General features: G+C 70.3%; 13 protein-coding genes. 4 read left to right on the forward strand and 9 right to left on the reverse strand.

Annotated elements, in window-relative coordinates; genetic code table 11:
* Positions 1-4: 4 nt before the first annotated feature.
* On the reverse strand, positions 5-790 hold the full coding sequence (locus tag DSM104329_RS27125; protein WP_259312994.1) for a glucose 1-dehydrogenase: 786 nt from the start codon (positions 788-790) through the stop codon (positions 5-7).
* A gap of 216 nt (positions 791-1006) precedes the next feature.
* On the opposite strand from DSM104329_RS27125, the gene DSM104329_RS27130 reads away from it, so the two are divergent.
* A complete protein-coding gene (locus DSM104329_RS27130) occupies positions 1007-1771 on the forward strand; it encodes an SDR family NAD(P)-dependent oxidoreductase (protein ID WP_259312995.1) in 765 nt (254 codons plus the stop codon).
* Positions 1772-1823: 52 nt separating this feature from the next.
* Here DSM104329_RS27130 and DSM104329_RS27135 read toward each other — a convergent pair whose 3' ends face one another.
* The gene (locus tag DSM104329_RS27135; RefSeq protein WP_259312996.1) at positions 1824-2753 is read right to left on the reverse strand and encodes an alpha/beta hydrolase; all 930 of its coding nucleotides are present in this window, start codon (positions 2751-2753) and stop codon (positions 1824-1826) included.
* Positions 2754-2908: 155 nt separating this feature from the next.
* Between DSM104329_RS27135 and DSM104329_RS27140 the strand changes: the two genes are divergently transcribed.
* Complete coding sequence (locus DSM104329_RS27140; RefSeq protein WP_259312997.1) at positions 2909-3748, forward strand: SDR family NAD(P)-dependent oxidoreductase; 840 nt, start codon at positions 2909-2911, stop codon at positions 3746-3748.
* A gap of 21 nt (positions 3749-3769) precedes the next feature.
* Here the strand turns inward: DSM104329_RS27140 and DSM104329_RS27145 are convergent, their stop codons facing one another.
* The 7 genes from DSM104329_RS27145 to DSM104329_RS27175 all read right to left on the reverse strand — a co-directional run bounded on the left by DSM104329_RS27145 (position 3770) and on the right by DSM104329_RS27175 (position 11944).
* Entirely contained in the window at positions 3770-4405 is a 636-nt protein-coding gene (locus tag DSM104329_RS27145) for an SRPBCC family protein (RefSeq protein ID WP_259312998.1), read from the reverse strand.
* A 34-nt stretch (positions 4406-4439) separates the two neighbouring features.
* Positions 4440-6065 carry an AMP-binding protein gene (locus tag DSM104329_RS27150; RefSeq protein WP_259312999.1) on the reverse strand — a complete coding sequence of 542 codons (1626 nt, stop codon included), beginning with the start codon at positions 6063-6065 and terminating at the stop codon, positions 4440-4442.
* Between the two features lie 13 nt (positions 6066-6078).
* Complete coding sequence (locus tag DSM104329_RS27155; RefSeq protein WP_259313000.1) at positions 6079-8514, reverse strand: xanthine dehydrogenase family protein molybdopterin-binding subunit; 2436 nt, start codon at positions 8512-8514, stop codon at positions 6079-6081.
* A gap of 20 nt (positions 8515-8534) precedes the next feature.
* Positions 8535-9158, reverse strand: coding sequence for a (2Fe-2S)-binding protein (locus DSM104329_RS27160; protein WP_259313001.1), 624 nt, complete (start codon positions 9156-9158; stop codon positions 8535-8537).
* Positions 9155-10033 carry an FAD binding domain-containing protein gene (locus DSM104329_RS27165; protein ID WP_259313002.1) on the reverse strand — a complete coding sequence of 293 codons (879 nt, stop codon included), beginning with the start codon at positions 10031-10033 and terminating at the stop codon, positions 9155-9157. The genes DSM104329_RS27160 and DSM104329_RS27165 overlap by 4 nt, the downstream gene beginning before the upstream one ends.
* A gap of 49 nt (positions 10034-10082) precedes the next feature.
* Positions 10083-11015 (reverse strand): alpha/beta hydrolase, encoded by a 933-nt coding sequence (locus DSM104329_RS27170; RefSeq protein ID WP_259313003.1) that lies wholly within the window; start codon positions 11013-11015, stop codon positions 10083-10085.
* Between the two features lie 233 nt (positions 11016-11248).
* Positions 11249-11944: a response regulator transcription factor gene (locus DSM104329_RS27175; RefSeq protein ID WP_259313004.1), complete on the reverse strand. Its 696-nt coding sequence runs from the start codon at positions 11942-11944 to the stop codon at positions 11249-11251.
* Between the two features lie 95 nt (positions 11945-12039).
* Here DSM104329_RS27175 and DSM104329_RS27180 point away from each other — a divergent pair, with 95 nt between their 5' ends.
* Positions 12040-12675, forward strand: a complete 636-nt coding sequence (locus DSM104329_RS27180; RefSeq protein ID WP_259313005.1) for a helix-turn-helix domain-containing protein — start codon at positions 12040-12042, stop codon at positions 12673-12675.
* Positions 12641-13894 carry an MFS transporter gene (locus DSM104329_RS27185; RefSeq protein WP_259313006.1) on the forward strand — a complete coding sequence of 418 codons (1254 nt, stop codon included), beginning with the start codon at positions 12641-12643 and terminating at the stop codon, positions 13892-13894. Before DSM104329_RS27180 ends, DSM104329_RS27185 begins: the two co-directional genes overlap by 35 nt.
* The last annotated feature ends 43 nt before the right edge of the window (positions 13895-13937 follow it).

Genomic DNA, 13937 nt, shown 5'->3' on the forward strand with positions numbered 1-13937 from the left:
CCGGCTAATGGAAGACCATCCCGCCATCGACGTTGATCGCCTGCCCGGTGATGTACGACGCCGCGTCGGATGCGAGGAACACGGCGAGCCCAGCGACGTCATCCGGCGTGGAGAGCCGTCCCGCGAGGATCCCTGCGCCGAACTCCTCCAGCGCCTGCCCCGGGCGCTCGGTCTCGCCGAGCTCCATGAACTCCGCGTCGAGCTGCTGCCAGAGCTCGGTGGTGACCACCCCCGGGCACATCGCGTTGACCGTGATCCGGTTGCCGGCCAGCGACCGCGCCCCCGCCTGGGTGAGCGCCACGACCGCGAACTTGCTCGCACAGTAGGCCGCGAAGAGCGGGTATCCCTCCTTGCCGGCGATGGACGCGGTGTTGATGATCCGCCCGCCGTCACCCTGGCTGATCATCTGCCGCGCGGCCTCCTGCATGCCGAGCAGGACGCCGAGCCCGTTGACCCGCATGATCCGCTCCCACTCGTCCTCGGTGACGTCGAGGAAGCCCTTGGTCTGCGAGATGCCGGCGTTGTTGAACATCACGTCCAGGCGTCCGAACGCGTCGATCGTACGCGCGATCGCGTCGCGCACGCTCGCGCGGTCGCTGACGTCGCAGCCGACGCCCAGCGCCGGCTTCCCGGGGGCGGAGATCGCCGCAGCGACCGCTTCGGCCGAGGCGCCGTCGATGTCGGCGATCGCCACGGCCGACCCAGCTTCGGCGAGGCGCTCGGCGATGCGGCGCCCGATGCCTCGACCCGCCCCCGTGACGACACACACACGACCATCGAGGTCAGGCATGCAGATCCTCCGCTTCTGAGAAGACGAATCGTTCGCACCGAGCCAACAGGTCCGCCCCGGTGTCGACCACGTCCGAACGGAGGGTGTCGTCCGACCGTCCACGAAGGTCCGAACGGAGGGTGACCGTCCCGCAACGGGCGCGTAGGTTCGACCGATGCCGCCCGGTCCTGCGCCGGGCCGGCGTTCGTCGTCGACGTGGGCAGCGAAGGAGGGCACATGGCGGATCTGATCGGCAAGGTGGCGGTGGTCACCGGCGGCGCGAGGGGCATCGGCGCCGCCTCGGCAGAGATCCTGGCGCAGCGCGGTGCGACCGTCGTCATCGCAGACACCCGGGAGCAGCTCGGCCGGCAGACGGCCGAGCGGATCACCGCGTCGGGGCCCGGAAGCGCCGAGTTCCGGACGCTGGACGTGACCGTCGAGGGGGAGGTCACGGCGGTGGCCGAGGAGACCGCAGCCGCCCATGGTGGCATCGACTTCCTCATGAACAACGCCGGCATCGTCGAGAGCTCCCCGACCTTCGAGCTCGACGAGCAGACGTGGTCGGGCACGATCGCGGTCAACCTCACCGGCACCTTCCTGTGCGCCCGCGAGTTCGGCCGCCGGATCGCCGGCAGCGGCGGAGGCGCGATCGTCAACGTCTCCTCGATCGCGGGGCTCAAGGCCGTCCGGCCGGAGCTGCACGTCGCCTATGACGCGTCCAAGGCGGGGGTGGCGCAGCTGACGCGATCCCTCGCCGCGGAGTGGGCGTCGCTCGGCGTCCGCGTCAACGCCGTCGCGCCCGGCTACACGCGCACGGAGATCCTCGACGAGGTCGGGCGCGACGATCCGGCGATCGTCGAGGACTGGCTGGGTCAGATCCCCATGCGGCGCTTCATCGAACCATCCGAGATCGCGCGCGTGGTGGCGTTCCTGTTCTCCGACGACGCCAGCGCGATCACGGGCCACGTGTTGGGCGCCGACGCCGGGTACATGGCGGTGTGACCGGCGAGACCGGGGGTGCCCGCCGGCCCGTAGGCGGCCGGGGCCGGCGGGACTAGGCGGGTGCGGGGACCGCCTCCGCCGACAGCTGCTCGGCGAGCCAGCTGCCGCACCTCGCCGCGGCGATCTCGATGTTCGAGCGTTCGCTGTAGAGCTCCATGTGCTTGGTGGCCCGCACGACGTAGAGCTCCTTCTTCGGCGTGGGGATGCGATCGAAGACGTCGATCTCCTTGTCCCACAGCGTCAGGTCATCACCCTCGGCGAGCACCATCAGCACCGGCGTGTCCAGGAGCCGGGGGATGTAGGGGTAGACGCTGTAGTTCATGAGCATCTCGGTGGAGGCGATCGTGTTGCGGTGTTCGTGCGCCGGAGCCACCGTGCGCTTGAGCTCGTTGAACGCCTCGTAGGTCTCGGGGAACGGCCATGTGCACAGCTCCCCGCCCACGTTCGTGGTCGACATCGCCATGTAGCCGTACTCGCCGGTGCGATAGCGGTTGACCCGGTCCTCGTGGACCGCCTGCTCGAGCGCCCGGAACCCGACGGTCCCGTGGACACGACGCATGTTGACGTAGCCGTCCACGACCGGGACGACGGACATGACGTTCTTCACCCGCCAGTCGGTCGCCCCGATGATCAGCGCGTGACCGCCGCTGTAGGAGATCCCCCACACCGACACCTGGTCGCCGTCGACGTCGTCGCGGTCCGACACCCACGTGATCGCGTTGCGGTAGTCCTCGAGCTGATCGTTGGGGTCGATGTGCTGACGGGGCTGACCGTCGCTCGCCCCGAGCCGCCGATAGTCGAAGACGAGCGCCGCGACGCCCTTGGCGGCGAACGCCTCGGCATACACGGGCTGGACGAGCTCGCGGACGTAGCACCAGCCGCCGGCCATGACCACCACCGGATGGGGCCCGTCGCCCTCGGGCAGGTACAGATGGGCGCGGACGGTCTCGCCGCCACTCTGGAACTCGACTTCTGTCGGCATCACGTTCCTCCCGGGCCAAAGATGGTCAACGAACCTAAGCGCGACCCGCGGGGCCCGGCTACCTCCGATCGGAGGGTGGCTGACCGCCACCGCCTGAGGAACACTCGACGCACGCGGGCGTACGGACAGTCCGACCTCGACCGCAAGGAGCTGGCATGACCGAGACCGCTGATCCCGCGACCGTTCCCTGGCCCGACAGCACCCCCCGCTTCACCGGCCGGGTGGCGGTCGTGACCGGGTCGAGCTCCGGTCACGGGCGCGCGATCGCGCTGCGACTGGCGCGCGAAGGCGCCGCGGTGGTCTGCACGGACCTGCGCAAGTCGCCGCTTCCCGGCGGCTTCGAGGAGGACATCGACGTCGACACCGACGACGTGATCGCCCGCCACGGAGGCCGGGCCGAGTTCCTCGTCGCGGACGTCACGTCCGCCTCCGACCTCGAGTCCGCCGCCGATCGCGCGCTGGAGTCGTTCGGCCGCCTCGACGTCTGGGTCAACAACGCCGGGACCTTCATGGGGCTCGCCTCGGTGCTCGACGAGAGCGATGAGCAGTTCGACCGGACCGTCGAGATCAACCTGCGGGGGACCTGGCTCGGCTGTCGCGCCGCGGCGGCGCGGATGCGCGAACAGGACGTCCGGGGACGATCGCGTGGGAGGATCGTCAACATCGGCTCGATCGCCGGCGAGATCGGGCAGGCCGACATCGGCGGCTACTCGGCCTCCAAGGGCGCCGTTCACAACCTCACCCGGGCGCTGGCCATCGAGCTGGCGCCGGCCCAGATCAACGTCAACGCGGTCGCGCCGGGCTATTTCCCGACCGCGATGAACCGGGTGTTCTGGGATGACCCCGAAGCGCTCGCGGGCGTGCAGGAGCTGCATCCTCTCCCGCTCGGCGTCCCCGACGACATCGCCGCCGCCGTGGCGTTCTTCGGCTCCGACGACGCGGCGTTCGTCACGGGGACCATCCTGCCCGTGGACGGAGGCGTGACGGCGAAGTAGCGAACGAGCCCGCCGGGTCGGTCAGCGCGACCGGCGCTTGAGCAGGAGCACGACGAGCCCGAGGAGAAGGAGCGCGCCCAGCGCGGGGGCCAGCCGCTTGAGGACCGGCACGGCGGCGACCGATCCGAGGTCGAGCGGTTCCTCTTCCCGCGGCGCCTGCGTGGACGGGGGCTGGGGCGAGGTCGTCTCGCTCGCTTCGGGTGTCTCTGCGGCCGGCGCGAGCAGCTGGGCGTTCAGGCGATCGACGAACTGCTCCGTCATGCGGGAGCTGACGTCGGCGATGATCCCGCGCCCGAACTGCGCCACCCGTCCGGTGACCTGGACGTCCGTGACCATCTCGGCACTGGTCTCCGCGCCCCGGTCGGTCAGCGACGAGGTGATGGTCGCGTTCACGCTGCCGCCGCCGCGCAGCTCCTTCCCCTTGACGGCGAGGACCACGCGGCGGTTGGCCTCGTCGCGCTCGACGAACGTGATCGTCGCGTCGTAGGTCACCGTGATGGCCCCGACCTTGACCTTCATGCGGCCCGTGTAATCCGGGTGGTTGGCCTCGCTGAGCGTGAAGCCGGGAACGCACGGCGCGATCTTCTCCACGTCGTTGAGCAGCTCCCAGAGACGGTCGACGGAAACGGGGACGGTGAAGTCGTCGGTCAGTTGCATGTCGGTGCCTCCGGTACGCGGGAACGGGTCGGCGTCATACCGGCGCCGCCGGCACGTCGTCGCTGTGCAGCTGGTCGCGCAGTCTGAACTTCTGAACCTTGCCGCTCGCGGTCTTGGGGAGCGTCGGCACGAGCTCGAGGCGCTCGGGCAGCTTCTGGTTGGCGACCCGCCGCCCGCGCAGGAACGCGACCAGCTCGTCGAGCGTCAGCGGGCGGCGCGCGACGACGAACGCGCACGCCCGCTCGCCGAGCACCCGGTCCGGATAGCCGACGACCGCCGCCTCCTCGACGTCGGGGTGCTCGAACAGCAGATCCTCGATCTCCTTGGCGCTGAGGTTCTCGCCGCCGCGCAGGATGATGTCCTTCGCGCGACCGGAGATGCGGACGCTGCCCTCGGCGTCGACGACCGCGAGATCACCGCTGCGAAACCAACCGTCGGGGGTGAACGCACGGTCGTTGAGCGCCGCGTCGAGATACCCCAGGCAGAGGTCGGGGCCACGGACCTGCAGGTCGCCGCGCGTTCCCGCCGGCACGGGGACGCCGTCCTCACCGACGATGCGCAGCTCGGCCGCGCCGATCGCCCGGCCGTCGGTCTCGGCGTGCCGGTCGACCGGCGCCCGCAGCGGAGTCCCGGTCACGGTCGGGCACTCGGTCGATCCGTAGAGCCGTGAGGCGACCATCCCGAGCCGCGCGTGTGCTTCGCGGATGAGCGCGGGCGGGACGTCGGCGCCACCGCAGCCGAACACCCGCAGGCAGGAGACGTCGCGGCCGGCGAGGTCCGGGGCGTGGACGAGGCCGTGGAGGAACGGCGTCGCGCCCACGCAGAAACTCAGGCGTTCGCGCTCGATGACGTCGAGCGCCGCACCGGCGTCCCACACGTCCTGCAGCACCACCGTGGACCCGAGCATGAACGGCAGCATGAGCCCGTAGAGCAGCCCGGTGATGTGCGTGACCGGCGAGGGCATGAACACCCGATCGCGGTCGTCGAGCTCGTACAGATCGATGATGCTCCGGCACTCGTAGACCAGCGTCTCGTGCGAGTGCAGCACGCCCTTCGGGCTCGACTCCGTTCCCGACGTGTACAGGACGAGCACGGCGTCGCTCGCCGCGCGTCGTCGCACCGGCGCGGCCGCGCGCGGATCGGCGTCCTGCAGCGCCGCGGCGAACGCCGTCGCGCCGGCGCCGGGCGCACCCACCACGAGGACGTGCTCCAGATCAGGCGTGCGCGGCCGCAGCTCGGCGACCATCTCGCGGTAGTCGAAGCGCCGGAACCGGTCGGGGATGACGAGCACGCGAGAGCCCGTCTGACGCAGGATGAACTCCACCTCGCGCCCGCGATAGATGGGGATGATCGGATTGCTGACCGCGCCGAGCCTCGCGGTGGCGTGGTAGACGATCGCCGCTTCCAGCCAGTTGGGCAGCTGGAACGAGACGACGTCGCCCGGCCCCACGCCGAGACCGGCGAGCGCCGCGGCGGCTCGCTGCACCGCCTGGCCGAGCTCCGCGTATGACCGGCGCCGATCGCGGTCGACGATCGCCGGCCGGTCGGGGTGCTGCTCGGCGCCAGTGGTGAGGGCCTCGTCGACCAGCCGGCCCGACCAGTCCCCGGAGGCGGCGTACTGCGCGGCCTGGGGTGACGCACGGGTCAGCTCGACGGTCATCCGGACCCCGGGCTCAGCGTGGCGCCGGCTCCCCGATCCAGCGGGTGATCCGCTCCGGAGTGGCGGGGAGCTCGCTGACGTGGACGCCGAACTCGGTGAGCGCATCGTCGATCGCGGCGGACATCGCGCCGGGCGCCATCATGCGGCCCGCCTCGCCGCCGCCCTTGATGCCGTACTCGGTCAGGGGCGACGGTGTCTCCTCGTGGCCGATGATGACCTCGGGCGCCTCCATCGCCGAGGGCATGAGGAAGTCGGTGAACGCCGTGCTCAGGGGCTGACCCTCGGCGTCGTAGACGACCTCCTCCAGCAGCGCGGTGGCCACGCCCTGCGCAGTGCCGCCGATGATCTGGCCCTCGAGCGATCGCGGGTTGACCATCGTGCCGGCGTCATGGACCGCCACGTAGCGCAGGATCTTGACGCCGCCGGTCTCGACGTCGACCTCGACCATGGCGATGTGGCAGGCGTGGCCCATGCAGGGATAGAACACACCGAGGTCGGTGCGGTCCTTCGACGGCATGGTCGTGAACGGGTGGTCGTACACGTGACGCGCCTCGAGCCCGCTCTGCAGGCCCTCGGGCAGCTCGGTGGCGAACAGGTACGCGGCCATCGCGATCTCGGGCAGACCCTTGCGCACGTCGGGAGATCCCTTGACCTGGAACCCGCTGTCGACCCACTCGAGGTCCTCGGGGCTGGCCTCGAGCTGTTGCGCCGCGATGAGACGCGCCTTGTCCTTGATCTTCTCCGCGGCACCCTTGATCGCGCCGGCGTACATGACGGTCAGCCGGCTGCCGCCGGGCCCCGCCGCGGGCAGGCCGCCCTTGGTCCCGTGGTGTTCGATGCTGATCGTCGATGGGTCGACGCCGAACTCCTCGCCGGCGAGCATCGACGCCATCGTGTCGGACGAGTTGCCCCAGAACGGCACCGAGTAGAGCGTCACCGTGAGGTTGCCGAGCGGATCGACGGTGATCGTCACCCCCTCGGGCGTGCTGGTCGTCTCGGCCGCCGGCTCGTCGAACCAGAACCAGAACTCGGTCGCGCTGTAGACGCTGCGCTCCTGGCAGCTGACGAGGCCGATGCCGACCTTGCGCCCATCGGCGCGCATCTTCTCCTGCTCGGCGCGCCACGCGTCGTAGTCGAACAGCTCCAGGGCGTGGTCGAGCACGCGCTCGTAGTTGCCGGAGTCGTACATGTTCCCCGTGGGGATGTAGTACGGGAACTGGTCGGGCTGGATGAAGTTCCTGCGGCGGATCTCCGCGGGATCCATGCCCAGCTCGGCGGCGGCCTTGTCGACCGCCCGCTCGATGACCCAGTTGGCGACCTCGGCCCCGAAGCCCCGGTAGGCGCCCTGCTGGGTCTTGTTGGTGAGGACGGCCCGCAGCCGGTACTCGGTGCTCCTGATCGTGTACGGGCCGGTGACCTGCGCCATCGCGTTGCCATGGGTGCCGACCCCGAGGTACAGGTAGGCGCCGTAGTCGTCGATCACATCGGTCTTCAGGCTTCGGAAGGTGCCGTCCTTCATGAGCGCCAGCTCGACGTCGTAGTACCGATCCGACGAGTGGTGGTCGCCGTTGGTGATGTGGTCGAGCCGGTCCTCGACGAACTTCACCGGGCGGCCGGTGACCTTCGACGACAGCCCCGCGGTGGTGTGTGCACGCCAGTTGCCGAACCGCGAGCCGAAGCTTCCCCCGGACGGGATCGGGATCACGTTGAGCTTGTTGCTCGGCACGCGCAGCGTCGCCGCCAGCCCGAACGCGAACCACGTCATGCTCACGCTGTTGGAGTGGATCGTCATCTCGCCCGTGCCGGGGTCGTAGTCGGCGATCGCTCCGGCGCAGTCGAGCGGTTGCGCGGCGCAGCGGCGCCAGTGGAGACGGTCCTTGATGATGATGTCGGCGTCCGCGAAGTCCTGCTCGACCTCACCGAACGTGAACGTCCGTTCGTAGGCGATGTTGGTGCCGAGCTCGTCGTGGACCAGATTCGTGGTGTCCTCGGCGGCGGCGATCGGGTCGACGATCGGTTCCATCGGCTCGTACTCGACGTCGATCAGGTCGCGCGCGTCCTCGGCGATGTAGCGCGTGTCGGCGACGACGATGGCGACGCCCTCGCCGACATAGCGGACCTTGTCGACCGCCAGGACGCGGAACACGTGCTTGTCCGGGTTGGGCCCCGAGTCCGGCATCGGGTCGACCATCTCGGCGGCCTCGGCGCCGGAGATGACGGCATGGACGCCCGGCAGCGCCCGAGCCGCGTCCATGTCGATGCTCACGATGCGCGCGTGCGGATACGGGCTGCGCAGGACCGCGGCGTGCAGCATGCCGTCGAAGTCCAGATCGTCGACGTACTTGCCCACGCCGCGGAGGTACTTCGGGTCCTCGACGCGCTTGATCGACTTCCCGATCCACTGCAGATCGCGCGGAGCCTCGGGCTTCGGGATCTCGGTCTGTGCCATCTGCGATCTCCTGGTCGGGATCAGGGGTGTGAGCTCGGGATGGGCGTGGCGTCTCCTTCGCCCATCCCGGGGGCGAGACGCTCGACCTCCCACGCCTTCTCCGCATGAGCACGCGCGGCGTCATCGCTCTGCGGGTCGGAGGTCTCGCCGGCGCGGAGCCGCTCGGCCGCGTCCATCACGGCGTCGATGATGAACTGGTATCCCGTGCAGCGGCAGAGGTTGCTGGAGATCCCCTCCCGAACCTCGTCGCGCGTCGGGTTGGGGTTCTCGCGCAGCAACTCGATGGATCGCAGGACCATGCCCGGCGTGCAGTAGCCGCACTGCAGACCCTGCTGCTCCCAGAACGCCTCCTGCACCGGATGCAGGTCGACGGGCGACGGGGCGATTCCCTCGATGGTCGTGATCTCGGCGCCGTCGGCCTGCACGCCGAACATCACGCACGACCGTGCGCTCTGCCCGTTGAGCAGGATCGTGCAGCTGCCGCACACGCCGTGCGCGCAGCCGATGTTCAGTCCGGTCAGCTTCAGGTCCTGGCGCAGGACGTCGGCGAGCAGCTTGCGCGGCTCGACGGTGAGCCGGTGCCGGCGGCCGTTGACCGTCAGGGTGATCGGGACGACCTGGTTCTCCTCCACGATGCCGGTCATGCCTGGCCGCCTCCTCGTGCTCGCTCGACCGCCGTGGACAACGCGCGCTTGACCTGCGCCCGCGCCACGCGGATCCGGTACTCGGTGCCGCCGTGGATGTCGGCGCCCGGCTCCAGCCCGGTGACCGCGCGGTCGGCCGCCTGCGCGATCAGCTCGTCGCTCAGCTCGTTGCCGATGAGCGACTGCTCGGCGTCGGCAGCCCGCATCGGCCGCGGACCGAGGGCGCACAGCGCGATCGAGGCGTCGGTCACCCGCGTGCCGTCGAGGGTCACGCTCGCCGCCGCCCCGGCTATCGCGAAGTCGCCGTGACGGCGCGCGAACTCGGCGAACGCCTGCCCCGAGCCGGGTGCAGCGATGGGGAAGCGGACCTCGGTGACGAGCTCCCCGGGCTCGAGAACCGTCTCGAACGGTCCCAGGAAGAAGTCGTCGGCGGCGACGGTGCGCTTGCCGGCGGCGCTCGTCAGGACGATGTCCGCCCGGGTCGCCAGGGCGACGCTCGGCAGCTCGGCGGCGGGATCGGCATGAGCGATGCTGCCCACCACCGTGCCGCGGTGGCGGATCGGCGGATGGGCGACGGACTCGAGCGCCTCGGCGACGAGCGGCACGTGCATGCGGATGTCGTCGGCATGCTCGACCGCGGACTGGCGAGCGGTGGCACCGACCGCGACCGCGCCGTTCTCGCGCCGGACGTAGTCCAGCGCTGCGATCGCGTTGATGTCGACGAGATGCTCGGGCTGAGCGAGCCGGAAGTTCATCAACGGCACCAGGCTCTGCCCACCGGCCAGGATCCGGCCTTCCTCGCCGAGGTGCTCCATGATGGCCACGGCCTCGGCCTCGCTCATCGCGCGGTGATACTGGAATGGTGCGGGCTTCACGCGCTCCCTCCCTCTTCGGCCCGGACGCGTCCCGGCTCGGCCGTGTCGATCATGCCACTCCAGCGAGCTTCGGTGCCGCGAGATTCTCCGTGAACCACTCGGTGGCGGCCCGCGCCGCCTGTGTCAGCAGCGACCGGTCGCTGTAGAGCGTCATGTGCGTCGAGCTGCCGATCACGACGAGGCGCTTCTTGGTGGTCGGGATCAGGTTGTAGGCCTGGATCTCGAGGTCCCACAGCGTCAGGTCGTCGCGCTCGGCCACGACGACGAGCGTCGGCACGTCGAGCAGTCGCGGCAGGAACGGATGAACGCTGTAGGACATGAGCAGCTCGGCCGACTCGATCGTGCTGCGGTTCTCGTAGGCCGGCGCCTCGGAGGCCTTCAGCTCGACGAAGGTGGAGTACGTCTCGGGGAACGGCCATGTCGAGACCTCGGTCGACGGGTCGGGGGCGGCGTGCGGGAGGAAGCCGTCCTCGCCGGTGGCGAAGCGCCGGCGGCGGTCGTCGAGCAGCAGGCGCTCGAACTGCCGGAAGCCGACCGTGCCGTGGACCCGGCGCATGTTGCGGTAGCCGTCGACCACGGGGATCTGCGATGCGACGCACCTCACGCGGGGATCGGTCGCGCCCAGGATCAGCGCGTGGCCGCCGCTGTAGGACAGCCCCCAGACGCCGATCCGATCGGAGTCGACCTCCTTGAGCGTCTCGGCGTAGGAGATCGCGTTGCGATAGTCCTCGAGCTGCATGTTGGGGTCGATGTGCTGACGACGCGTCCCACCGCTCGACCCGAAGTTGCGGTAGTCGAAGAGCAGCGCCGCGAACCCGGCTTCGGCGTACATCTCGGCGTAGTGGGGTTGGACCAGCTCCTTGACGTAGCACCACCCGCCGGCCATGACGATGACCGGGAACGGCCCTTCGCCCTCGTCGGGGGCGTAGAGCCAGCCGCGAACCGTTTCGCCGCCGCTGTCGAACTCCACGTCGCGCCTCAACTGAGTCTCCTTCGCTGCCTTCGGAGGCCCGACGATACGAGCGCCGGGCCCATCGGGAAACCGTCCGATCGGAGGTTGTTCCAGGCCTCGGCGCGGGAGAAGAATTCGAGCCGACGGACGGCCGCGTCAAACCGCTGGACGCCGTCCCTTGCGTCGACTCGGGGGAGCGCATGCCCGAAGGTCCTGATGCTCAGCCAACCCGGCGCGCGGAGCCGCGGCGCCGAACCGCCGGACTAGAGGATGCGCAGTTCGCTGAGCTTGAAGACCGCCTCCACCCGGTTGCGGGCACCGAGCTTGCGCAGCGCGCTCTGCAGATACGACTTGACCGTCGTCGGAGCGAGGAAGATGGCTCCGGCGATCTCGGCGTTGCTCTCGCCACGCGCCGCCCGGCGCAGGATCTCGTGCTCACGCGGCGTGAGCGGCGTGCCGTTCACCTTCGCCGCGGCGTGTTGAAGCATCTGGTCGCTGTCGGGATCGACGATGCTCTGCCCGCCGGCGACCAGCGCGATCGACTCGAGAAGCCGGGTGGGCGTCGCGTCCTTTCCGATGACCCCGTGCACGCCGAGCTCGGCGGCCTCCTCGCGCAGCGACGGCGACAGCTGAGCGGCGAAGATCAGCACGCGGGTTCCGGGCGACACGGCGGCCAGACGGCGGACGACGCACTCGAGCAGCATGTCGCGCAGCCAGGGATCCAGCAGAACGACGTTGTGCCGGCGCTCACGCGCAGCGTCGATGGCCTCCTGGCCGGAACCGACGGCCTCGACGGCACGGATGCCCTTCGCTCCCTGCAGGAACAGGCGCACCCCCTGTTGCACCACCGGCTGCTCGTCGACAACAAGGAGCTGGATGCTGCGGGTGAGGATGCACCGCGGCGACTCGCTGCGCACTGCGGGCGTCGTAAGGGCTGGGGACTCCACAAGCTCCAGCAAGACCTCTCCTCCTCTAGAACCCTTACGTTCAACGGTACTGCACGCTTCAAGGTGCGGTCAAGTGCTTTGTTCAGTGAGACTCCTTGATGTCGGCCGTGGACAGCCCAGGCGGCCAGATCGAACTGTCGGCGTACGGCACCCGGCTTCGCTCCGCGAGGGAGGGGCTCGGGGTCAGCGTGCGGTCACTGGCCCGAGCGGTCGGCGTATCGCCGAGCCTCATCTCGCAGATCGAGAAGGGCAGGGCGAACCCGTCCGTCGGCACCCTGTACGGGATCGTCTCCGCGCTCGAGATCTCGCTCGACGAGCTGTTCTCCGAGACACGTGAGACGATCGGGTCGGCCGCGTCCGCCGATTCCCGGCGATCCGACCAGACCGTCCAGCGGCATGCCGACCGGCCCACGGTGGATCTGGCGAGCGGCGTGCGCTGGGAGCGGTTGACCCCCATGAGGGATGCGAGCGTGGACTTCCTGCTGGTGACGTACGACGTCGGCGGAGCCTCCTGCCCGCCGGACGGCTTGATCCGGCACAGCGGCCGCGAATACGGCATCGTCATCAGCGGCCGCCTCGGGGCGACGATCGGCTTCGAGACCCTCGAGCTCGAGGCCGGCGATTCGCTCGTCGTCGACTGCCCGACGCCGCATCGCTTCTGGACCATCGGCCATGAGCCCGCCGTGGCCGTGTGGGCCATAGTCGGTCATGCCGGAGATCCGCCCGCCGACTTCAACAGCTGACCGGGGCGCCGCATGGCGCCCCGCGTTCCTGGCGCTGACCGGCGTCTTCACGGTGGGCATGGCGTTCACCACGGTCCCGACGCCGCTGTATCCCATCTACGAGTCCCACGAGGGCTACGGCACCGCGACGATCACGGTGATCTTCGCCGTGTATCCCCTCGGCGTCATGGCGTCGGTGCTGCTGCTCGGACACGCGTCCGACCGAGTCGGCCGGCGCCGGGCCATCGTGCCCGCGCTCGGACTCGAGGCGCTGAGCGCCGTCGGGTTCCTGCTCAGCTCGTCGCTGCCGGTCCTCCTCGCCGCGCGAGTGGTCTGCGGCATCGGGGTGGGGATCCTGACGGCCACCGCCGCCGCGTACCTCGCCGAACTGGACCGCCGCGCCCGGGTGCACGGCCCGCGCCGAGCCGATCTCGCGGTCACCGGAGCGACCTTCGGCGGCTTCGGGGCGGGGGCGCTCGGTTCCGGTCTGCTCGCCACCGTCGCACCCGCGCCGCTGCGACTGCCGTTCCTCGTTGCGCTGATCGGACTCCTGGCCGCCGGCCTCGTCGCGGCCCTGCTTCCCGAGACGCTCACCGCGCGGGCGGCCGGACCGGCGCTGCGGCTGCAGCGGCTGGTCGTCCCCAGTCATGCCCGCCGCCCCTACTTCGGCGCCTGCGCGGGCGGGTTCGCCGCGCTCTGCCTCCTGAGCCTGTACGCGTCGGTGGCGCCCTCGTTCCTCGCGGACTCCCTGCACCAGCGCTCGCCGGCCGTGGCGGGCGCCATGGCGTGCGCGTGCTGTTTCGCCGCGGGGCTGGGACAGATCGCCCTGGTCCGCCTCGCGCCGCGCCGCCAGCTGTGCACGGCGCTGATCCTGCTGCCCGCCGGGATCGTCATGGTCACGCTCGCCGTGGCGCTGGAGAGCTTTCCGCTCTTTCTCGCCGGCGGGATGATCGGCGGCCTGGGGAGCGGCGGTCTGTTCAAGCGGGCGCTGGCCACGGTCGACGACCTTGCGCCCGCCGCGTCGCGCGCCGAGGCCTTCGCCGGCTTCTATCTGGCGGTCTACCTCAACGCCACCTTCCCGGTGGTGGCGCTGGGCGTCCTGACGCAGGCCTTCGGCGCGCTCACGGCCGTCAGCGCCTTCGCCGTGATGATCTTCCTCGTGCTGGCCGTCGCCGCGCCGTCGCTCATGGGAGCCCCGGTGGCCATGCGCACACCGGCGCCGGAACCCGAGCAGGCTTGAGGCGCCCTCCGTCGTTCGGTTACCGTCCAATCAGCCTGCACAT

It is taken from the genome of Capillimicrobium parvum, assembly GCF_021172045.1.
GTDB lineage: Bacteria > Actinomycetota > Thermoleophilia > Solirubrobacterales > Solirubrobacteraceae > Capillimicrobium > Capillimicrobium parvum.